We start from the raw sequence: 21108 nt of genomic DNA on the forward strand, positions 1-21108 counted from the left end.
CCAGCCGAGGTCTTCGCGCGGTGGGGCGGGTGAGCGCCGGCGCACGGATCGGCGGCGCATGGACCGGCGGCGCACGGATTGGCCCGCCTGGTTCGGCCGGCCTGGTTCGGCGATCGATCGTCATGGTTCCCCGTGGTGCCCTTCGGGTTCGTTGTTTCGACGGCACGCGTGCTGTCGCGGGTATGAGCGCGGTCGCGGGCGCTCACGGCCAGGTGCTGGGCCTGTCCGCCGGTCGTCTGGGATGCGCCAGCGGTGTCGAATGATCTTCGTTCTGACGTCCGCGTGTTCGGCGCTGGTGATCCACGAAGTCAAGGTCTTCGGCGGTGGTTTGTCTTCTTTCGCCCTGTGGTGGGGTCTTTTCCCTCTGTCGAGGATCGAGTTGTCCCCAGGTGCCTGAGTTGTCCACAGGGGACGATCTTGTGCTTTCGGCGCCGGGGTGTGGCGGATAGGCTGGAGCGGGGCTCGCCCCCCGGGACGGGTGGGGGCTGACCTCGGTGGGGTGGTCCGGGCCGGCGGGCGGACCGTTGGTCGGCCGTTGATCGGGTTCTGGCCGGAGACCGGGTGGTGGTGCGCTGCCGGCTCGCCAGGCCCAGGGGTTGGCCGTTCGCGGTTGTTGGTTCGCCGACGACTCCTCGGCGGGCGTCCGGACGGGCTCGGTCGCCCCCTCCGAACGCCCCTCCCGGGCCGACGCCCGGCCGTTCCTGATGTTTTCGACTCCTGGTGATGTTTCCGGTCCGGCGTCGGGGAACCCCCGCTCCGAGGCGCCAGGGGCGGCGTCGCGCGTGTCCACTTCGGACCGGGTCGCCCGGCGGACAGGCCCCCACAATGAGGGCAGGGCGAGGTGACCGGGAGGTGGGGTGACGGGTCTGTCGGCCGTGCTCGGGATCGGCGCCGCGGTGGTCCTGCTGGCTGTGCTGGCGGTCCAGGTGTCGGTCCGACTGGGACTGCCCTCGCTGCTGCTCTACCTGGGCATCGGCCTGCTGCTCGGCGAGGCCGGGCTGGGCATCCGGTTCGAGGACGCGCCGCTGACCCAGGCGCTCGGGATCGCCGCGCTGGTGCTGATCCTGGCCGAGGGCGGGCTGACCACCCGGTGGCGCGCCGTCCGCCCCGCGCTCGGCATCGGCCTCGCACTGTCCACAGTGGCCGTGGTCGTGAGCGTCGGCGTCACCGGGGCCGCCCTGCACCTGCTGCTCGACCTTGACTGGCGCACGGCGTTGCTGTGGGGCGCGGTCCTGTCGTCGACCGACGCGGCCGCGGTGTTCAGCGTCCTGCGCGGCGTCGGCGTGGGGCGGCGGCTGGCCGGCGCGCTGGAGCTGGAGTCCGGCCTCAACGACGCCCCGGTGTTCCTCGCCGTGATCCTGCTCGCCTCGGGCGACCCGCTGCGCTGGTGGACCCCGCTCCAGGTGGTCTACGAGCTGGCGGTGGGCGCGGTCGTCGGGGTCGGGCTGGGTCTGGTGGGCGCCGTGGCCTTGCGGCGCGCGGCGCTGCCGGCCACCGGCCTGTACCCGCTGGCCACGGTCGGGGTCTGCGTGCTCAGCTACGGCGCGGCGCAGGGCCTGCACTCCTCGGGGCTGCTCGCCACCTACGTCGCCGGCCTGGTGCTGGGCAACGCGCGGCTGCCGCACCGCGGCGACACCCTGTCCTTCGCCGAGGGCCTCGGTTGGCTGGCCCAGATCGGCCTGTTCGTCCTGCTCGGCCTGTACGCCTCGCCGGGGCGGCTGCCCGGCGTGGTGGTGCCGGCGCTGGTGGCGGGGGCGGTGCTGTTGCTGGTGGCCCGGCCGCTCTCGGTGCTGACGGCCGTCCTCCCGTTCCGGATGCCCTGGCGCGAGCAGGTGTTCCTGTCCTGGTCGGGGTTGCGGGGCGCGGTGCCCATCGTGTTGGCCCTCGTGCCGTTGACCGAGGGCGTTCCTGACGCGCAACGCCTCGTCGACGTCGTGTTCGTGATCGTCGTGCTGCTGACCCTCTTCCAGGGCGGCACGCTGCCGGTGCTGGCCAGGGGGTTGGGCCTGGTGCAGCGGGGGCGCGTGCAGGAGGTCCAGGTCGACGCGGCCCCGCTGGACGAGCTGCGCGCGGTGCTGCTCCAGGTCAGGATCCCGGCGGGCTCCAAGCTGCACGGCGTGTACCTGGGCGAGCTGCGGCTGCCGGCGGACGCGACGGTCAGCCTCGTGGTGCGCGGGGACGCCGGGTTCACGCCGGAGCCGACGACCCGGCTGGCCGAGGGCGACCAGCTCCTCGTGGTGGCGACCGAGGCGGTCAGGGACGCGACCGAGAGACGCATCCGCGCCGTGGACCGCGCTGGCCGGTACGCGCGGTGGCGCGGCGAGGCCGGCGAGGCGGGCTGATCCGGTGGCTGAACCGGTGGCTGAACCGGTGGCTGAACCGGCCGCTGGCCGCCGTCGGAGGGGCAGCGCTCGTGTCGGGTTCGTGGGTGGTGGGTTCGCTGGTGGCGGGGAGCCTGCCCGGACCCCGCCCCTGGCGTGACGTCTCCCGTCCCGTCATCCGGGAGCGGGCGGCCGTGGCGGGAGGACCTCCGCTAACCTGCTGATCAAGGTCATGAGCGCCAGCGCGAAGCCCCGGCTCGCTGGCCGGCAACCCTCCAACCGCGGTGGGGTGCCCCGGGTGAGGACCTGGTCCGGCGCGGGGTGCGCCGGGCAAGCGCGGACCCCTCGCGGGTCCGGACGGACTCCCCGAGGAGGTCGTGTGTCGTCGCTCGCGCTCGTGTCGTCGGTCCCCACGTCGGTCCCGCCGGTCGTCGCCCACCCCGAGGTCCCGCTGGTCACCGGTGGTCAGGTCGGGTACGCCAACCTCGACCACGCCGCCAGCGCCCCCTGTCTGGAGCTGGTGCGGCGCGCGGTCGACGAGCTGCTGCCCTGGTACGCCAGCGTGCACCGGGGCGCGGGCTTCGCCTCCCAGGTCTCCACCCGCGTCTACGAGCAGGCGCGGAACGTCGTCCGGGACTTCGTCGGGGCGCCTTCCGACGCGGCTGTCGTCTTCACCCGCAACACCACCGACGCGTTGAACCTGCTCGCCCGGTCCCTGCCGAAGGGCACCACCGTTCTCCGTTTCGACACCGACCACCACGCGGCGTTGTTGCCGTGGCGCGGCCGTCAGGTGCGCCGGCTCGGCGTTCCGGCCTCGCCCGAGGAGGCGGTGGCCGCGCTGGACGCCGCGCTCGCCGACTGCCCGGTCGGCCCCCGGCTCGTCGTCCTGACCGCCGCCTCGAACGTCACCGGTGAGGTGTGGCCGGTGGCCGAGCTGGCGGCGGTGGCCCGTCGATACGGGGCGAGGGTCGCGCTCGACGCCGCGCAGCTCGCGCCGCACCGCCCGCTCCTGGCCGCCGAGTGGGACGTCGACTGGGTCGCGTTGTCCGGCCACAAGCTCTACGCGCCGTTCGGCGCGGGCGCGCTCGTGGGCCGCGTCGACTGGTTGCGGGCCGCCGAGCCCTACCTGGTCGGCGGCGGCGCGACCCGCCAGGTCGTCGACCTCGGCGACCGGCTCGGCGTGTCCTGGACCGCGGCCCCCGAACGGCACGAGGCCGGGTCGCCCAACGTGGTGGGCGTGCACGCGTTCGCCGTCGCCTGCCAGGCGCTCCGCCAGCACGGCTGGGACGCGATCGCGGTCCACGAGGAGGCGTTGGTGGACCGGCTGCGGGAGGGCCTGGCGGCGATCCCCGGCGTCCGCCAGCTCGCGCTGTGGGACGCCGACCACCCCAGGGTCGGTGTCGTGTCCTTCGTCGTGTCCGCTCCCGACGGGTCGGGGCTGGTCGACCCCGGCCTGCTGGCCGCCGCGTTGTCCGCCGAGCACGGCGTCGGCGTGCGGGACGGCGCGTTCTGCGCCCACCTGACCACCCGGGCGCTGCTGGGCCGGCTCGGTTCCGACGACCAGGGCGCGGCGCCGGGACAGGTGGGCGTCAGCCGCGCGCTCCGGGCCAGCGTCGGCCTGGGCACCACCGCCGAGCACGTCGAGCGGCTCCTCGCCGCGCTGGACGAGCTCGTGCGGCGGGGCCCGCGCTGGGACTACCGCCTGGTGGCGGGCCGCTGGACGCCCGACCCCGACCCCCGCCCGCTGCCCGCCCTCGTCACCGGTGACGCGGGCGACGTCGGGCCCGGCTGCGGCTCAGGGACAATGGCCGGGTGAGCTCAGAGGACACCAGTCCGGACGCTGTCCGGGAGGGCAGCCCCCCCTCCGCCGGCGACGGCGGGACCGCACGGCCGTTGCCGCCCCGCCGGCTGGCGCTGCTCGCCGCCGCGGCGGTGACGGCGCTCGCGCTCGACCTGGTCACCAAGGTCCTGGTGGTGGCCCGGCTGGAGGGCGAGCCCCCGGTGCGCCTGCTCGGCGGCGCGCTCTACCTCGTGGTGGTGCGCAACCCGGGCGCGGCCTTCTCGCTGGCCACCGGCATGACGTGGGTGCTCACCCTGATCGCGGTGGGCGTGGTCACCTGGATCGTCTGGATCGCGCCCCGGCTGCGGTCCCCCGGCTGGGCGTTGGGTCTGGGCCTGGTGCTCGGCGGCGCGCTCGGCAACCTGGCGGACCGGTTCTTCCGCGCGCCCGGCCCGATGCGGGGCCACGTGGTGGACTTCCTGTCGCTGTTCGCCCCGGACGGCAGCGTCTGGCCGGTGTTCAACGTGGCCGACTCGGCGATCGTGGTCGGCGGCGCGTCCCTGGTGCTCATGGCGCTGCTCGGCCGCGAGTACGACGGCAGCCGGACCAGGGACGGGGAAGCGACGCGGACCGGTCGGGAGGCCACGCGGTGAGGGACTCACGGACGTTGCCCGTCCCGGACGGGCTGGACGGCATGCGGGTGGACGCCGGGCTGTCGAAGCTGCTCGGGCTGTCGCGCACGGCGGTGGCCACGCTGACCGAGGCGGGCGACGTGCTGGTGGACGGACGCCCCGCCGGCAAGTCCGACCGGCTGGTCGCGGGAAGCTGGCTGGAGGTGCTGCTGCCCGCGCCGGAGCGCCCGACGGTGGTCGCCGCCGTCCCGGTCGAGGGCATGGTCGTGCTCCACGAGGACGACGACATCGTGGTCGTGGACAAGCCGGTCGGCGTCGCCGTCCACCCCAGCCCGGGCTGGACCGGGCCGACCGTCGTGGGCGGCCTGGCCGCCGCCGGCGTGCGGATCGCGACCTCCGGCGCGGCCGAGCGACAGGGCGTGGTGCACCGCCTGGACGCCGGCACCACCGGGGTCATGGTGGTCGCCAAGAGCGAGCACGCGTACTCGGTGCTCAAGCGCGCCTTCAAGGAGCGCACGGTCACCAAGTGCTATCACGCGCTGGTGCAGGGCCACCCCGACCCGACGCGCGGCACGATCGACGCGCCGATCGACCGCCACCCCAAGCACGACTACAAGTTCGCCGTGGTCGCCGGGGGCAAGCCGAGCGTCACCCACTACGAGGTGACCGAGGCGTTCCGGTCGGCGTCGTTGCTGGACGTGCGGCTGGAGACCGGCCGGACCCACCAGATCCGGGTGCACTTCGCTGCCCTGCGCCACCCCTGCGTGGGCGACCTGACCTACGGGGCGGACCCGGTGCTGGCCCGCCGGCTCGGGATCTCCCGGCAGTGGCTGCACGCGCGGACGCTCGGCTTCGCCCACCCCGCCGACGGCCGCTGGGTCGAGTTCACCAGCGAGTACCCGCACGACCTCCAGCACGCGCTGGACCTGTTGCGCGAGGAGTACTGACAACCAGCAGAGCACCGGCTCCGCGGACCGGTGGGACCGACGAGGAGGGCGGGGCGCTGGCCGACGGGCCGGCGCCCCGCCCTTGTCATGCGGGGGCTGGTGAGGGCGACGTCGCGAACCTGACGCGAAGAGTGGTCAGGACTCCGCCAGCGACCAGGTGAGCGTGCGCTGCTCGTCATCCGGCCGGGGGCTCCACCGGACCGCGACCAGGTCGGTGTCCTCCGGGAGCACGTAGACCGTGTGACCGCCGGCCGTCTCGCCGGGCTGCACGCCGATGCGGTGCGGCGGCCGGCTCGACAGCGACACCGGGGCCTTGGCCACCGGCGTGCCGTCGGCGGCGACCAGCACCAGGTAGAGGTCGGGCAGCGAGGAGAACGCGGTCGTGCCCTTGTTGGTCAGCTCGGTGTGCACCACGACCGCCCGCTCGCCCTCCTGGAGCCGGTACCCGGCCGCGGTGAACAGGAAGTCCGCCGGGTCGACGACCTCGACGAGCTGGATCGCCAGCCGCTCGCCCTCCAGGCCCTCGGTCTCCAGCGTGGAACCCACCTTGCCGGTGCGCGGGGCCGGCGCCGCCGGCGGGGCGTTGCGGCCGGGGGCGGGCTGCTGCGGCGGCTGGTCGCCCCTGGCCCACGACGCGCTCTGGGGCGGCCCCCAGGTGCTCATGGGGTCGGGCGTGGCCGGAGCGGCGGCCACGGGCTGGGGATGGGCCATGGGCGGCGCGGGTGGCTGGGGCGCCGCGACGGGGAACGGCTGGCTCGGGGGTCCGGGCTGCACCCCGGGGTACGGCCCGGTGGGCGGGACGACGTGCTGGGGGTGCGCCATCGGCTGCGGGTACTGCGCGGGAGGCGCCGGGTAGGGGCCGCTCTGCTGGGGCGTCGGGTACGGGCCCGTGTGGACCGGGTACGCGCCGGTGTGCACGGGGTACTGGCCGGTGGGGTAGACCTGCTGCTGGTACCCCCAGACGCCGGCGGCCGCGAGCGCGGCGCGGATGCCGTTCGGATCGCACTCGACGCCGACGACCAGCGGCAGGCCGCTCGCGGCGAGCGCGGCCAGCCGGGCGGCGACCTCCCGGACGTCCATTCCGGCCCGCGCCGCGATGTCGTGCACGGCGATCCGGCCGGCCTCGGCGACCAGGGCGAGCAGGCGGGTGTCCACGGGATCCGGCGCGACCACGCAGCGCACGCTACCCGGTTGCCCCGTCCCCCGTGGCAACGCCCGGCCAAGACATGACCATGTCCCTCACAGCGCACCCGTCTGTGGGGCGCGCCGGGTCCCCCGCGCCGCCGGGCGGCCTGTGAGAACGGCTCGGCCAGTAGGTCCGATGACTTCAGTGCCGAACGAGAAAAATCCCTGGTCGAAGACCGGAGGCGGGCAGGTCACGACCGGGCCCCTGGGGCGGGTCACGGCCATGGACGCCACTATTTCGGGGGACCTCGGCCCGGTGCCCCGCCGACGACCCCTGGTCCTGTCGGGGGTCGGGGGTAGGCAGGGGGCATGGCAGGGAACGACAGGGACGACCTCGCGGGACGGGCCGCCGGCCGGCCTCCGTTGGCCCGATCCGGTCCGGCGTTAGGCTGACCGGGCCCAGCCGACGGCGCCGGTCGGGGACCCGCGGTGTCGCGCCGCCCGCCCCCGTCCCACCTCCCGCGCCGCGTCGGCGGCACCGGACGTCGCACCCGACCTGTGAGGAGGCCCCTGCCCGTGGCCGGTGACTCGTTCGTCCATCTGCACGTCCACACCGAGTACTCGATGCTCGACGGTGCGGCGAAGCTCAAGGACATGTTCGCGGAGTGCGAGCGACTGGGGATGCCCGCCGCCGCGATCACCGACCACGGCAACATGTACGGCGCCTACGACTTCTTCAAGCAGGCGACGGCGGCCGGGATCAAGCCGGTGATCGGCATCGAGGCCTACATGGCCCCGGACTCGCGGTTCAACAAGGAGCGGGTGCGGTGGGGCGACCCGAGCCAGCGCGCCGACGACGTCTCCGCGAGCGGCGCCTACACGCACCAGACCATCTGGGCCAGGACCAACGAGGGCCTGCACAACCTGATGAAGGTCTCCAGCCTGGCCTCGATCGAGGGCCAGTTGGGCAAGTGGCCCCGGATGGACAGGGAGCTGATCGCCCAGCACTCCGCCGGGCTGATGGCCACCACCGGCTGCCCGTCGGGCGAGGTGCAGACCCGGCTGCGGCTCGGCCACGAGCGCGAGGCGCTGGAGGCGGCCGCCGCGTGGCGGGACATCTACGGCAAGGACAACTTCTACGTCGAGCTGATGGACCACGGCATCGAGATCGAGCGCCGGGTCAGGGACGGGTTGCTGGACCTGGCCCGCAAGCTGGACCTGCGGTTCGTGGTCACCAACGACTCGCACTACACCTACGCCGACGACCGGGACGCGCACGACGCGTTGCTCTGCGTGCAGACCGGCAAGACCCTCCAGGACCCGAACCGGTTCAAGTTCGACGGCGAGGGCTACTACCTGAAGTCGCCGGAGGAGATGCGGGCGATTGACTCCTCCGACGCGTGGCAGGAGGGGTGCCGCAACACCCTCGTGATCGCGGAGAAGGTCGACACGACCGGGATGTTCGAGTTCCGCAACCTCATGCCGCGGTTCCCGATCCCGGAGGGCAAGACCGAGGGCGAGTACTTCCGCGAGCAGGTCTGGGAGGGCATGCGGCGGAGGTTCCCCAACGGCATCGACGAGGTGCACCGCCAGCAGGTCGAGTTCGAGATCGGCGTCATCCTCCAGATGGGCTTCCCGTCCTACTTCCTGGTGGTGGCCGACTTCATCAACTGGGCCAAGGAGAACGGCATCCGGGTCGGCCCCGGCCGCGGCTCGGCCGCGGGCGCGCTGATCGCCTACGCCCTGGGCATCACCGACCTGGACCCGCTGGCCCACGGACTGATCTTCGAGCGGTTCCTCAACCCGGACCGCGTCAGCCCGCCCGACATCGACATCGACTTCGACGAGCGTCGGCGCGGCGACGTGATCCGCTACGTCACGCAGAAGTGGGGCGAGGACAAGGTCGCCCAGGTCATCACGTTCGGCACGATCAAGGCCAAGGCGGCGATCAAGGACGCGGCCCGGGTGCTCTACGGCCAGCCCGGCTACGCGGTGGCCGACCGGATCTCCAAGGCGATGCCGCCGGCCGTGATGGGCAAGGACATCCCGCTGTCCGGGATCTTCGACCCCCAGCACAAGCGGTACGCCGAGGCGGCCGAGGTGCGCGCGCTCTACGAGAGCGACCCGCAGGTGAAGGAGATCATCGACACCGGGCGCGGCCTGGAGGGCCTGATCCGCAACGCCGGCGTGCACGCCTGCGCGGTGATCATGTCCTCCGAGACGCTGACCGACCACATCCCGGTCTGGATGCGGCCCAACGACGGCGCGATCATCACGCAGTTCGACTACCCGACCTGCGAGACGCTCGGCCTGCTGAAGATGGACTTCCTGGGCCTGAGCAACCTGACCACGATCGACGACGCCCTGCGCAACATCGAGCTCAACGGCAAGGGCACGATCGACATCGCCAGCGTGGCGCTGGACGACAAGAAGACCTACGAGCTGCTCAGCCGGGGCGACACCCTGGGCGTGTTCCAGCTCGATGGCGGCGCCCTGCGCGACCTGCTGCGCCTGATGCGGCCGGACAACTTCGAGGACGTCTCCGCCGTCATCGCGCTCTACCGGCCCGGCCCGATGGGCGCGAACTCGCACACGAACTACGCGCTGCGCAAGAACGGCCAGCAGGAGATCACGCCGATCCACCCCGAGCTGGCGGAGCCGCTGGCCGAGATCCTGGACACGACCTACGGCCTCATCGTGTACCAGGAGCAGGTCATGGCGATCGCGCGGAAGGTGGCCGGGTACACGCTGGCACAGGCGGACCTGCTCCGCCGGGCGATGGGCAAGAAGAAGAAGGAGATCCTCGACAAGGAGTTCACCGGCTTCGAGGCGGGCATGCTGGCCAACGGCTACTCGCCGGAGGCGATCAAGACCCTGTGGGACATCCTGGTCCCGTTCGCGGACTACGCGTTCAACAAGGCGCACTCCGCGGCCTACGGCCTGGTCGCGTACTGGACCGCGTACCTGAAGGCCAACTACCCGGCCGAGTACATGGCCGCGCTGCTCACCACGAACTCGGACAACAAGGACAAGTCCGCGATCTACCTGGCCGAGTGCCGGCGCATGGGGATCACGGTGCTCCCGCCGGACGTCAACGAGTCCGAGCGCGAGTTCGCCCCGGTCGGGGAGGACATCCGGTTCGGGCTGGGCGCGATCCGCAACGTGGGCGCCAACGTGGTGGACGCGATCATCAAGGCGCGCAAGGAGAAGGGGAAGTTCACCGACTTCTCCGACTTCCTGCGCAAGGTGGACGCCCAGGTCTGCAACAAGAAGGTCGTCGAGTCCCTGATCAAGGCGGGCGCGTTCGACTCGCTGGGGCACCCGCGCAAGGGCCTGCACCTGGTGCACGCCGACGCGATCGACGCGGTGATGGAGACCAAGCGGGCTGAGGCGGTCGGCCAGTTCGACCTGTTCGGCGGGGACGACGCGCCCGACGTGGGGGGCGTGTTCGACGTCAAGGTGCCCGAGGAGTACTGGGATGCCAAGCACCAGCTCACGCTGGAGCGGGAGATGCTGGGCCTGTACGTGTCGGGCCATCCGCTCAACGGCGTCGAGCACATCCTGACCGCGCAGTCGGACACGCCGATCGCCACCATCCTGGAGGGCTCGGTGCCGGACGGCGCCCAGGTCACGGTGGGCGGCATCCTGGCGTCGGTGACGCGGCGGGTGAACAAGAACGGCGAGCCGTGGGCCGCGTGCCAGTTGGAGGACCTGGCGGGTGGCATCGAGGTGCTGTTCTTCCCGAAGAGCTACACGGTGCACTCGATCAACGTGGTGGAGGACGCGATCGTCCTGGTGAAGGCGAGGGTCACCAAGCGGGACGACCGGGTCTCGCTGATCGCCAACGACCTGGTGGTCCCGGATCTCAGTGACGCGGGCACGCAGGCGTTGCGGATCAAGATGCACGCGGCGAAGTGCACGGAGCCGCTCATCGTGAAGCTCAAGGACGTGCTCAAGACGCACCCCGGCACGACCGAGGTGCACCTGAAGCTGGTCAACGGGCAGCGGACGACGATGCTGCGGGTGGACTCGGCGTTGCGGGTGAGCCCGTCGCCGTCGTTGATGGGTGATCTCAAGGCGTTGCTCGGTCCGGGGTGCCTGGGCTGAGCGGGGTCGGCGAACGCCCCGGGAGACCGCGTGGGGTCTCCCGGGGCGTTCTCGTTTCCGGGTCGGGTTCTCACGCCGGCACACGGGGCCGTCGTCGCGCCTGCGGGGCGTCGCCCGTTTGCTGCGAGTGGCGGTGTCCGCGTTCCCCTGCCCATCCGTTCTTGCTGGGCCGTTCGGCGTCATCTGGTGGTTGGTCGGCACTGGGGCCTCGCCTTCGGCCGTTTTTGCGAGTGAACTGTGTTCACTCACCGCACGACCCGGAGGAGCCCATGCACCACACCGTGCTCGACGCGGCCTTCGTCCAGGACCCGTACCCCCTCTACGCCCGGCTGCGTCGCGAGGCGCCGGTCAGCCGTGCCGTCACGGCCACCGGCCTGTCGGTGTGGCTGGTCACCCGCTACGAGGACGCCAGGGCCGCGTTGGCCGACCCCCGCCTGTCGAAGGACGCGCGCCGCATACGGGAGGTCCTGGAGATCAGGGGCGGGGTGCGCGTGCTCGACGAGTCCATCATCGAGCACATGCTCAACAGCGACCAGCCGGACCACACCCGGCTGCGCCGCCTCGTCGGCAAGGCGTTCACCGCGCGGCGGGTGGAGGCGTTGCGGCCCCGGATCGAGGAGATCAGCGCCGGGCTGCTGGACGGGATCAACCCCGACTCCGAGATCGACCTGCTGACGGCCTACGCCTTCCCGTTGCCCATCACGGTGATCTGCGCCCTGCTCGGCATCCCGGACGCCGACCACGACGCCTTCCGCTCCTGGTCGAACACGATCGTGACCAACAGCGAGCCGGAGGAGTTCGAGCGGGCGCAGAGCGGCCTGGTCGCCTACCTCGTCCAGCTCATCGACCGCAAGCGCCGGGAGCCGGGCGAGGACATGCTCAGCGCGCTGGTCGCCGCCAGGGACGACGGCGACCAGCTCTCCGAGCGCGAGCTGCTGGCGATGGTGTTCCTGCTGCTGGTCGCGGGGCACGAGACGACGGTCAACCTCATCGCCAACGGGGTGTTGGCGTTGCTGCGGCACCCCGACCAGATGGCGCGGCTGCGGGCGGACCTCGGCCTGCTGCCGAGCGCGGTGGAGGAGTTCCTGCGGTACGAGTCGCCGGTCAACATGGCCACGTTCCGGGTGACGGCCGAGCCGGTGCGGATCGGAGAGGTGGAGATCCCGGCGGAGGAGGTCGTGCTGGTCTCGCTCGGCTCGGCGAACCGGGACGGCGACCGGTACGGGGACCCGGACCAGTTGGTGATCGACCGCGGCCTGGGCGGGCACCTGGCGTTCGGGCACGGGATCCACTACTGCCTGGGCGCGCCGCTGGCGCGGCTGGAGGCCGAGATCGCCTTCCGGGACCTGCTCACCCGGTTCGGCCGGATCGAGCTGGCGCCGGGGCGGGAGCTGCGGTGGCGGGACAGCCAGCTCATGCGCGGGCTGGTCGAACTGCCGGTTCGGTTGACGCCCGCCGAGGTTAACGCGCGGTAGCGAGCAGGGCGCGGCTCGCTAGCCTGCTGCGCGTGCCGCTGGTGCCCGTGTCCGTGCCGGGGCCGGTCGACCCCGACGTCGTCGCGGTGGTGTCGCGCCGCTGGACGAGGGCACGGCCCCTGCTGTGGTGGTCGCTGCTGGGCGTGCCCGCCCTCGGGGTGGCGGCGACCGTGATCCTCGTGCTCGTCCGTGGCTGGCAACGGGGTTCCACCTCCTGGTGGGCCTCGTTGCCAGCCTTCGCCGTGGTGGCGCCCCTGGTGGGCAATGTCGTGGCGCTGCGCGGCGACCAGTTGCCGTGGGACACCGACCGGTGGGGGAACCGGGCGGCGAGGACCGGGATGTTGCTGGCGCTGCTGGGCGTCGGGCCGGCCGTCGGGTTGGTCGGCGGTGGCGCGTGGACGTGGGCGCTCGTGCCGGCGTTCCCAGTGGCGGCCGTGGTGCTGGCGGCGGTGGCGCGACGTCGATTGCTGGTTCCGCTGTCGCCGGAGCTGGGCGCGAGCGCCTTCACCGTCGCGCTGCCCCTGCGGGGCGTGTGCCAAGGGCGGGTGGTGCTCGCGGCGGACCGGGTGTCGTGGGCGGTGTGGGAACCCGGTGGGGGCGGTCCGGCGGGGGAGGAGATCCCGTTGCGGGCCGTGCGGTCCGCACGCGCCACCGTGCTGCCGCCGGAGCAGCCACCGCTGCCGTGGACGAGCGACCGCGCGGGACGCCCGTTGTTCACCGATCCCGGACCGGCGGTGCTGCTGAGCACGACGTCGGGGGAGCTGTTGGTCCCGACCGACCACGCCCTGCTCCTGGCCGAGCTGGTGGGCCGCCGGCTGCTGCTGCGGCGTCGACTGGAGGGCGGGGACGGCGCGTTCTGGCGTGATCCCCGCCGCCGGGACGGCCTCGGGCGAGGGGAAGGCCCGTAGTCTGCTGGCCCATGCGACCCGAGGAACTGCTGGCGTTGGACCGCGCGCACGTCTGGCACCCGTACGGGCCGATGCCGGGCGTCGACGAGCCGCTGGTCGTGGAGTCCGCCGCCGGGGTGCGCCTCCGGTTGGCCGACGGGGTCGAGCTGGTGGACGGCATGTCCTCGTGGTGGTCGGCCATCCACGGCTACCGGCACCCGGCGCTGGACGAGGCCGCGCGCCGCCAGCTCGACCGGATGAGCCACGTGATGTTCGGCGGGCTGACCCACGAGCCGGCCGTGCGCCTGGCCGCGCGGCTGGTCGAGATCACGCCGGAGCCGTTGCGGCACGTGTTCCTGTCCGACTCCGGCTCGGTGTCGGTGGAGGTCGCCGTCAAGATGTGCCTCCAGTACTGGCGGTCGCTGGGGCGGCCGGAGAAGCGCCGCCTGCTGACCTGGCGCGGCGGCTACCACGGCGACACGTTCCACCCGATGAGCGTGTGCGACCCCGAGGGCGGGATGCACGGCCTGTGGCGCGGGGTCCTGCCCGAGCAGGTGTTCGTCGACGAGCCGCCGGCCGGCGCGACGTGCGGCGGCGCGGGCCCCGACGCCGCGTACGTCGCGCGCCTGGCGGAGGCGGTGGAGCGGCACGCCGGGGAGCTGGCGGCGATCGTCGTGGAGCCGAGGGTGCAGGGCGCGGGCGGCATGCGGTTCCACTGCGGCTGCTACCTGAGGGCGCTGCGCGAGCTGGCCGACGCGCACGACGTCCTGCTGGTCTTCGACGAGATCGCCACGGGCTTCGGGCGCACCGGCGACCTGTTCGCGGCTGACGGCGCGGGCGTCGCGCCGGACGTGATGTGCGTCGGCAAGGCGCTGACCGGCGGCTACCTGAGCATGGCGGCGACGTTGTGCACGACGCGGGTGGCCGACGGGATCTCCAGGGGCGCGGTCCCCGTGCTCGCGCACGGTCCCACGTTCATGGGCAACCCGTTGGCCTCGGCGGTCGCCAACGCCTCGCTGGAGTTGTTGCTGGGCCAGGACTGGGCTGGCGAGGTGCGGCGGATCGAGGCCGGGTTGCGCGCCGGTCTCGCCCCGGCGGCCGAGGTGCCCGGGGTGGCGGACGTGCGGGTGCTGGGAGCGATCGGTGTGGTCCAGCTCGACCACCCCGTCGACGTGGCCGCCGCGACGAAGGCGGCGGTGACCCAGGGGGTGTGGCTGCGCCCGTTCCGCGACCTGATCTACACGATGCCGCCCTATGTCACCGACGACGACGATGTGGCGCGCATCGCGGCGGCGGTGGTGGCAGCCGCGGCTGTGGGGTGACCGCGCTGGGCCGCCAGGGGACGTTGACGGCGCTCTGGCGCGCTTTTCGGCGCCCTGGGCGCCCAGGGCGGCCGGTCAGGTCGTCTGTGCGCGCCCGATGGCATCGACCTGGTGTCTGTGCTGGTCCGTCGGGTCGTCTGTCGGATGATCTGTGGGGCCGTCGGGGGCATCGCCGGCCGTTTGCGGGGTCGGTGGGTTGCCCGCCGGGCCGCCTGACAGGTGATCTCTTGGTCGCTCGACGGGGGCCTGCCGGATCTCCTGGCGGGTGATCTCTGGGGCTGTTTGGCGGGCGACTTGTCCGATCTCTTGATGGGTGATCTGTTTGGGCCGCCTGGTGAGTCGTCTGACGGGCCGCTCCCCGAGGCTGGCCCAGCCGATGGCCGGCGGCGCGCCGGGCCGGGACGCGCCGGGACGCTCCCGGGCCCGGCGCGCCGCCGGCCACTCTGGACAGAGATTTTTCCGTGGACAGAGATTTTCCGTTGTGTCAAAGGGTTTTCGCAGAAACCCCGGGGTTTATCCACATCACTCCGCTGAACCACTGGCCGGGCGATGGGTGGAACGCCTGTTGTCCACAGGCCCGCGGTCTTGTGATGCGGGGCGGGGTTGGTGCTGGCTAGGCTGGTCGCGGGGACGCCCCCCAGGGCGGGTGGGGGCTGTCCTGAGGGTGGGTTTCCGTTGGGGCGCCGAGGAAACGGGCGGCTCGACCGCGGGTGGTGCGGCCGCGCCGGCGTGACGACGCCACCACGGGCCTGCCGTCAGGCCCCGGGCTGAGAGGACCCGCCGGGCAGAAGCGCGGCGGCCAGCTCGGCGTCGGTCGGCTCCACCAGGATCGCGCCGTCCGGCAGCACCACGACCGGGATGTTGCGCCGCCCGGACAGCTCCACCGCGCGCTCCCGCGCCGCCTCGTCGTGCTCGACGTCGATCTCGGTGAAGGGCACCTCGTTGCGCCGCAGCCACGCCTTCGCGCGCCGACAGTCACCGCACCACTCCGCGCCGTACATCACGACCTGGTTGTCGCTCATGGGGCCCGACGCTACCCGTTGGGGGCCGCCGTCCAGAGGACGTAGCCTGGCTGGCCGTGGATCTCCTCGTGATCACCGGAACCGGGACCGAGATCGGCAAGACCGTCACGACCTCGGCCGTGGCCGCCCTGGCGGTCGACGCCGGCCGGTCGGTGGCCGTGCTCAAACCGGCCCAGACCGGCGTGCGTCCCGGCGAGCCGGGCGACGTGGACCAGGTGGCCGCGCTCGCCGGCGCGGTCACCGGGCGTGAGCTGGCCCGCTACCCCGACCCCCTGGCCCCGGAGACCGCGTCCCGGCGCTCCGGGCTGCCGCCGGTGCGGCCGGCCATGGCGGCGGCGGCCGCCGCCGAGCTGGCCGAGCGGCACGACCTGGTCCTCGTGGAGGGCGCGGGCGGCCTGCTCGTCCGCTTCGACGACCGGGGCGGCACCCTCGCCGACGTCGCGTGGGCGCTGGGCGCGCCGGTGCTGATGGTGGCCACCGCCGGGCTGGGCACGCTCAACGCGACCGCGCTCACCGCGGAGGCGTTGCGTCACCGGGGGATCACCTGCGCGGGCGTGGTGGTCGGGAGCTGGCCGGAGGAGCCGGACCTCGCCTCCCGGTGCAACCTGGTGGACCTGCCCGTGGCGGCCGGAGTCCCGCTGCTCGGCGTCCTGCCGGCCGGGATGGGCAAGCTGCCGCCCGCCGACTTCCTCGCCGCGGCGCGCCGGTGGCTGGCCCCCGAGCTGGGGGGCGAGTTCGACGCCGAGGACTTCGCCGCTCGATTCTCGGTGTGACCGGCGGTTGTGCGCCGTCCACAGTGTCGCGTCGGTCTTCTTGGAGAGTGATCCATGCCGCATCGACAGGCCCTGAGAGTGCGGCAGACTACAGCGCCAACCGCATCGACGACAGGATCGACGACAGGGGAGAGCCGTGACCGCAGCCGCTGAGCGAACCGCCGTCGAACCCGGCGCCGGGGACATCCTCGCCGTCGCCAGGGAGCAGGTGCTCGACCGGGGCGAGGGACTGACCGAGCAGCAGGTCCTGGAGGTCCTGCGGCTCCCCGACGGCCGGTTGGAGGAGCTGCTCCAGCTCGCCCACGAGGTGCGGATGCGCTGGTGCGGCCCCGAGGTCGAGGTCGAGGGCATCGTCTCGGTCAAGACGGGCGGCTGCCCGGAGGACTGCCACTTCTGCTCGCAGTCCGGCAGGTTCCCCACGCCCGTGCGGGCGGCGTGGCTGGACATCCCTGGCCTGGTGGAGGCGGCGCGGCAGACGGCGGCCACCGGCGCCACCGAGTTCTGCATCGTCGCCGCGGTGCGCGGCCCGGACCGGCGGTTGCTGTCGCAGGTCAGGGCGGGGATCGAGGCGATCCGCGCCGCCGGGATCGACATCCAGATCGCCTGCTCGCTGGGCATGCTGACCCAGGAGCAGGTCGACGAGCTGGTCGCGATGGGCGTGCACCGCTACAACCACAACCTGGAGACCGCCCGCTCGCACTTCCCCAGCGTGGTGACCACCCACAGTTGGGAGGAGCGCTGGGAGACGCTGCGGATGGTGCGCGAGGCCGGGATGGAGGTCTGCTGCGGCGGCATCATCGGCATGGGCGAGACCGTGGAGCAGCGCGCCGAGTTCGCCGCCCAGCTCGCCGAGCTGGACCCGGACGAGGTGCCGATGAACTTCCTCATCCCGCAGCCGGGCACCCCGTACGAGGACTTCGAGGTGGTCGAGGGCGCCGAGGCGCTGCGCACGGTCGCCGCGTTCCGGCTGGCGATGCCGCGCACGATGCTGCGCTTCGCCGGCGGCCGGGAGCTGACCCTGGGCGACCTGGGCGCGGAGAAGGGCATGCTCGGCGGGATCAACGCGATCATCGTCGGCAACTACCTGACCAACCTGGGCCGGCCCGCGCAGCAGGACCTGGACATGCTCCAGGACCTGCGGATGCCGATCAAGGCGCTGAACGAGACGTTGTGAGGGCGCGGTGAGCGAGGCTTTCTGCTCCTGGTGCGGCGGGGCGGCCGGGGAGGGACGGCACGAGGCCTGCCAGCGTCGGCGCGTGCTGGACCCGCCCCGGTACTGCTCCCGCTGCGCGCGGCGCATGGTGGTGCAGGTGACGCCGGCGGGGTGGACGGCCCGGTGCAGCGCGCACGGGACGACCAGCTCGGCGATGTCGGACGCCCCAACCGCCTGAACGTGTCGCCCCGCCACCCGACGAAGCGGGGTGGGCACGGGCGACACTAGGGTCCGGGATGCCCGACGGGGGTCGGGCGGTGGGCCGACGGGAGGTCTTGCGTGCCGGAGCAGCCGGTGGGGTCGCCGGAGAGCCGGGTGGAGTCGGACGGGGTGGTCCCGGCGGAGCGGGGGCCGGAGGCGTTGCCGCCCGCCGAGTGGCACCACGCGCGGCCGAGGGTCGTGGTGCGCCGCGACCTGATGCCGGCGGTGAGCGTGTTGTCCACGGTGGCGTTGGTCGGGCTTCCGGTGGGGTGGCTGTGGTCCCGGCTCGCGCCGCCGCAGCAGGTCCGCGTGGTCCAGGGCGAGCGGTTGGCGCCGCTGCCGCTGGAGAGCTACCACCGGTTCGACGACCTCGCGGTGTTCCTGCTGCTCACGCTGGCCGTCGGTCTGGTGACCGGCGGTGCCGTGTGGTTGTTGCGGCAGCGCAGGGGTCCGGTGGTGATGCTCGCCGCCGCCCTGGGGTCGCTGGTGGCGGCCTGGCTCGCCCTGCGCACGGGCCTGTCGTTCGCCGAGGGGCTCTACCCGCTGGGCGATCTCCACCGTGTCGGAGCCCTGCTGTGGGACCCGCCGCGTCTGGAGTCGGGTTGGGTAGTGCTGGCCCAGCCCCTCGCCGCGCTCCTCGCCTACGGCGCGTGCGCGGCGTGGAACGGTCACGACGACCTGGGGCGCCGGCTCGGCTGAGCGCTCGTGCGGCGGGGCCGCGCCCCTGGCCACCTCAGGCGCCGTTGATCGCCTCAGGTGCCGCTCATCGCCTGGTGCCACTGAACGATCTGAGGGCCACTGTCGCCTGAGGCGCCACTGACCGCCTGAGATGTCGCTGATCACTGGAACCCGCCGGCCACCGGAACCCGCCGGCCACCGGAACCCGCTGGTTACCGGAACCCGCTGGTTACCGGAACCCGCTGGTCAGGTCAGATCCGGGTGGCCCATCTCAGCGGGTCGGGTCGGCTCACCGTGGGGCGGGAGGGTCCAGGCCGCCGGTGCCTACAGCCCTGTAGTAGGGGGACCCCCCATTTCGAACATCTCACGGGGGTCTGACAGTTCGGGCCGTCGTCGGTCGCTCTTCCGGGTGGAACCGTGGAAGATCGCCCTGGGTGGGTGATCTCCGGGGTCGTTGTGGCATCAAGGAAAACGAGTTGTTCGGCGGGACCCCGCTCGAAGATCGTGATGCGTCGTCGGGTCGTCTGCCGAAGGAGTCCATGGTGCCCATCGAACGAACCGGTCCGTCGCCCCTGGCGGGCGAGCGCGAGATGCTCCGCGGCTACCTCGACTTCCATCGCGCCACGCTGGCGGCGAAGTGCGAGGGGCTCTCCGACGACGACCTGCGCCGGCGGTCCATGCCGCCCTCGACCCTGTCGCTGCTCGGGCTGGTGCGGCACATGGCCGAGGTGGAGCGCACCTGGTTCCGCCGTGTGATCAACAAGGAGGACGTCCCGCTCGTCTGGTCCGAGGACGGCGACTACCAGGTCGCCTACGACGACACCGGGGCGACGCGGGCCGAGGCGTTCGGCGCGTGGGAGGCCGAGATCGAGCACGCGCGCCGCATCGAACGCGAGGCGGAGTCACTGGACGTGACCGGGCGCCACCCCCGGACGGGGGAGGAGCTGTCGCTGCGCATGGTCATGCTGCACCTGATCGAGGAGTACGCGCGGCACAACGGGCACGCCGACTTCCTGCGTGAGGGGATCGACGGGACCGTCGGCGTCTGAGCGCCCGGGCGCCGCCGGGCCTCCCGCCGCGGCGTCGCCCCGGTCCGGCGTCGCCCCGGTCCAGTGTCACCTCGCCCAGTGGCCGTCGCGGGCTGAATCGCCGGGCCGCATCGTCGAGCCGACTTGCCGGGACGCCTCGCCGGGCCGCTCAGTTGCGGGACGGGAGGTCGGCGAAGTCGGAGAGCGGGGCGGGGACGGCGCGGAGCAGGCGGAGCAGGCCGGCCTCCCGGAGCAGCACCCGGCGGATCAGGCGCAGGCGCAGCGCAGGGCAGGTCTGCTCCAGCAGGTGCTGCCGGTCCTCGGTGCTCAGCAGGCAGTCGGCCGCGAGCAGGTGGGCGAGGTCGCCCGGCTCGGTCTCCGGCGGCGGTTCCTGCCAGTCCTCGCGGGACCACGCGATCGCGCAGTAGCGGCGGTGGGCGGCCCTGGCGGCCTCGGCGAGCGCGGGCACCGCCTCGGTGATCTCGGGCGTCGGCGCGGTGTCCGGCAGCCACTCCACGGAGCCGACCAGGTACGGCGCGGCCGTGTCGTCCACGTCGAGGAGTCGGAACCGGCGTTCTCCGGTGACGACGATGTCGAAGCGCCCGTCGGGCAGCCGGCGGGCCTCGCGGAGCGTGGCCGAACAGCCGATCCCGTGCAGCGACTCGACGTTGTCCGCGCCGACCTCCCAGCCCTGCCGGATGGCGACCACGCCGAACCGGCGGTCGGGCACGACCTCGGTCATCAGGTCCACGGTGAGCTGCCGGTACCGGGGCTCGAAGACGTGGAGCGGCAGTGACGCCCCGGGCAACAGCACGGTGCCCAACGGGAACAACGGGAGCGTCTCGGCCACCCGTTCACGTTACGACGACGCCCGGACGAATGCCGGCCGGATGACCATTTCGCTGCTCAGCGTGTGCTTCTCGGGGGCCTGAGCACCGCGAACGGGTCGGTCACGGCCAACCCCCGTCCGGTGAACCGGAACAGCGCGGCCGGCCGGCCCCCCGACGGGCCGGGCGGCGCGGTGTGCCCGGTCGGCTCCAGCAGGCCCCGGCGGGACAGCACGCGTTGCAGGTTGGTCGCCGACACCCGGTAGCCCAGCGCGGCGGAGTACAGCTCGCGCAGGGCCGAGACGGTGAACTCGCGGGGCGCGAGGGCGAAGCCGAGGTTGGTGTAGGAGAGCTTGGCCCGCAGGCGGTCGCGGGCCCGCAGCACGATCGCGCCGTGGTCGAAGGCGGTCTCGGGCAGCGCCGCGACCGGGTGCCACGCGGTGTCCCCTGGTGTCTCCGGGTCGACGTCGCAGGGGACCAGGCCGAGGAAGGCCGTGGCGACCACGCGTGGACCCGGCACCCGGTCGGGCGCGCTGAACACGGCGAGCTGCTCGACGTGGGACAGCCGGCGGACGTCGACCTTCTCCGCGAGCTGGCGGCGGATGGACGCCTCCACGTCCTCGTCGGCGCGGAGCCGCCCGCCCGGCAGCGACCAGCGGCCCGCGTGCGGTTCCAGCGCCCGTCGCCACAGCATGACCTGGAGTGATCCGGCTCTCACCTGGAGCACCGCGGCCAGCACCTCGTGTTCCACACCACCCGAACGGCTGATA

17 protein-coding genes and 1 riboswitch are annotated in these 21108 nt (G+C 73.1%); of the genes, 13 read left to right on the forward strand and 4 right to left on the reverse strand.

Annotation, left to right across the window (positions count from 1 at the left end; all coding sequences use genetic code 11):
• The first annotated feature begins 857 nt into the window (after window positions 1-857).
• From LX15_RS03290 to LX15_RS03305, 4 genes are all read left to right on the forward strand, one after another.
• A complete protein-coding gene (locus LX15_RS03290; RefSeq protein WP_253667937.1) occupies window positions 858-2342 on the forward strand; it encodes a potassium/proton antiporter in 1485 nt (494 codons plus the stop codon).
• A 207-nt stretch (window positions 2343-2549) separates the two neighbouring features.
• A riboswitch (SAM riboswitch) is annotated at window positions 2550-2664 on the forward strand.
• Between the two features lie 36 nt (window positions 2665-2700).
• A complete protein-coding gene (locus LX15_RS03295; protein WP_372502194.1) occupies window positions 2701-4137 on the forward strand; it encodes an aminotransferase class V-fold PLP-dependent enzyme in 1437 nt (478 codons plus the stop codon).
• Window positions 4134-4754, forward strand: coding sequence for a signal peptidase II (gene lspA, locus LX15_RS03300; protein ID WP_308213398.1), 621 nt, complete (start codon window positions 4134-4136; stop codon window positions 4752-4754). Before LX15_RS03295 ends, lspA begins: the two co-directional genes overlap by 4 nt.
• A 41-nt stretch (window positions 4755-4795) precedes the next feature.
• On the forward strand, window positions 4796-5680 hold the full coding sequence (locus LX15_RS03305; RefSeq protein WP_253668012.1) for an RluA family pseudouridine synthase: 885 nt from the start codon (window positions 4796-4798) through the stop codon (window positions 5678-5680).
• Window positions 5681-5815: 135 nt separating this feature from the next.
• Here the strand turns inward: LX15_RS03305 and LX15_RS03310 are convergent, their stop codons facing one another.
• Window positions 5816-6853 (reverse strand): Lrp/AsnC family transcriptional regulator, encoded by a 1038-nt coding sequence (locus tag LX15_RS03310; RefSeq protein WP_253667938.1) that lies wholly within the window; start codon window positions 6851-6853, stop codon window positions 5816-5818.
• 528 nt (window positions 6854-7381) lie between these two features.
• Between LX15_RS03310 and dnaE the strand changes: the two genes are divergently transcribed.
• From dnaE to LX15_RS03335, 4 genes are all read left to right on the forward strand, one after another.
• Window positions 7382-10912, forward strand: a complete 3531-nt coding sequence (dnaE, locus tag LX15_RS03315; RefSeq protein ID WP_253667939.1) for a DNA polymerase III subunit alpha — start codon at window positions 7382-7384, stop codon at window positions 10910-10912.
• A gap of 269 nt (window positions 10913-11181) precedes the next feature.
• Entirely contained in the window at window positions 11182-12387 is a 1206-nt protein-coding gene (locus LX15_RS03320; RefSeq protein ID WP_253667940.1) for a cytochrome P450 family protein, read from the forward strand.
• A 32-nt stretch (window positions 12388-12419) separates the two neighbouring features.
• Window positions 12420-13295: a hypothetical protein gene (locus tag LX15_RS32155; protein WP_301303877.1), complete on the forward strand. Its 876-nt coding sequence runs from the start codon at window positions 12420-12422 to the stop codon at window positions 13293-13295.
• A gap of 11 nt (window positions 13296-13306) precedes the next feature.
• Window positions 13307-14596, forward strand: coding sequence for an adenosylmethionine--8-amino-7-oxononanoate transaminase (locus LX15_RS03335; RefSeq protein WP_253667943.1), 1290 nt, complete (start codon window positions 13307-13309; stop codon window positions 14594-14596).
• Window positions 14597-15351: 755 nt separating this feature from the next.
• Here the strand turns inward: LX15_RS03335 and LX15_RS03340 are convergent.
• A complete protein-coding gene (locus tag LX15_RS03340) occupies window positions 15352-15618 on the reverse strand; it encodes a glutaredoxin family protein (RefSeq protein ID WP_253667944.1) in 267 nt (88 codons plus the stop codon).
• 56 nt (window positions 15619-15674) lie between these two features.
• Between LX15_RS03340 and bioD the strand changes: the two genes are divergently transcribed.
• The 5 genes from bioD to LX15_RS03365 all read left to right on the forward strand — a co-directional run bounded on the left by bioD (window position 15675) and on the right by LX15_RS03365 (window position 19532).
• Window positions 15675-16391, forward strand: a complete 717-nt coding sequence (gene bioD / locus LX15_RS03345; RefSeq protein WP_253667945.1) for a dethiobiotin synthase — start codon at window positions 15675-15677, stop codon at window positions 16389-16391.
• A 136-nt stretch (window positions 16392-16527) separates the two neighbouring features.
• Window positions 16528-17565 (forward strand): biotin synthase BioB, encoded by a 1038-nt coding sequence (gene bioB / locus LX15_RS03350; protein WP_253667946.1) that lies wholly within the window; start codon window positions 16528-16530, stop codon window positions 17563-17565.
• Between the two features lie 7 nt (window positions 17566-17572).
• Window positions 17573-17782 (forward strand): biotin synthase auxiliary protein BsaP, encoded by a 210-nt coding sequence (gene bsaP, locus LX15_RS03355; RefSeq protein ID WP_253667947.1) that lies wholly within the window; start codon window positions 17573-17575, stop codon window positions 17780-17782.
• Between the two features lie 101 nt (window positions 17783-17883).
• Window positions 17884-18504, forward strand: a complete 621-nt coding sequence (locus LX15_RS03360; protein WP_253667948.1) for a DUF2567 domain-containing protein — start codon at window positions 17884-17886, stop codon at window positions 18502-18504.
• Between the two features lie 518 nt (window positions 18505-19022).
• Window positions 19023-19532: a DinB family protein gene (locus tag LX15_RS03365; protein WP_372502199.1), complete on the forward strand. Its 510-nt coding sequence runs from the start codon at window positions 19023-19025 to the stop codon at window positions 19530-19532.
• A gap of 148 nt (window positions 19533-19680) precedes the next feature.
• On the opposite strand, the gene LX15_RS03370 is transcribed toward LX15_RS03365, so the two are convergent.
• Together LX15_RS03370 and LX15_RS03375 are read right to left on the reverse strand one after the other, a co-directional pair.
• Complete coding sequence (locus LX15_RS03370) at window positions 19681-20361, reverse strand: LON peptidase substrate-binding domain-containing protein (RefSeq protein WP_253667949.1); 681 nt, start codon at window positions 20359-20361, stop codon at window positions 19681-19683.
• A 56-nt stretch (window positions 20362-20417) separates the two neighbouring features.
• Window positions 20418-21065, reverse strand: a complete 648-nt coding sequence (locus LX15_RS03375) for an NUDIX hydrolase (protein ID WP_308213403.1) — start codon at window positions 21063-21065, stop codon at window positions 20418-20420.
• Between the last annotated feature and the right edge of the window lie 43 nt (window positions 21066-21108).

Origin of the sequence: Streptoalloteichus tenebrarius, from assembly GCF_024171885.1 — a bacterium.
Lineage (GTDB): Bacteria > Actinomycetota > Actinomycetes > Mycobacteriales > Pseudonocardiaceae > Streptoalloteichus > Streptoalloteichus tenebrarius.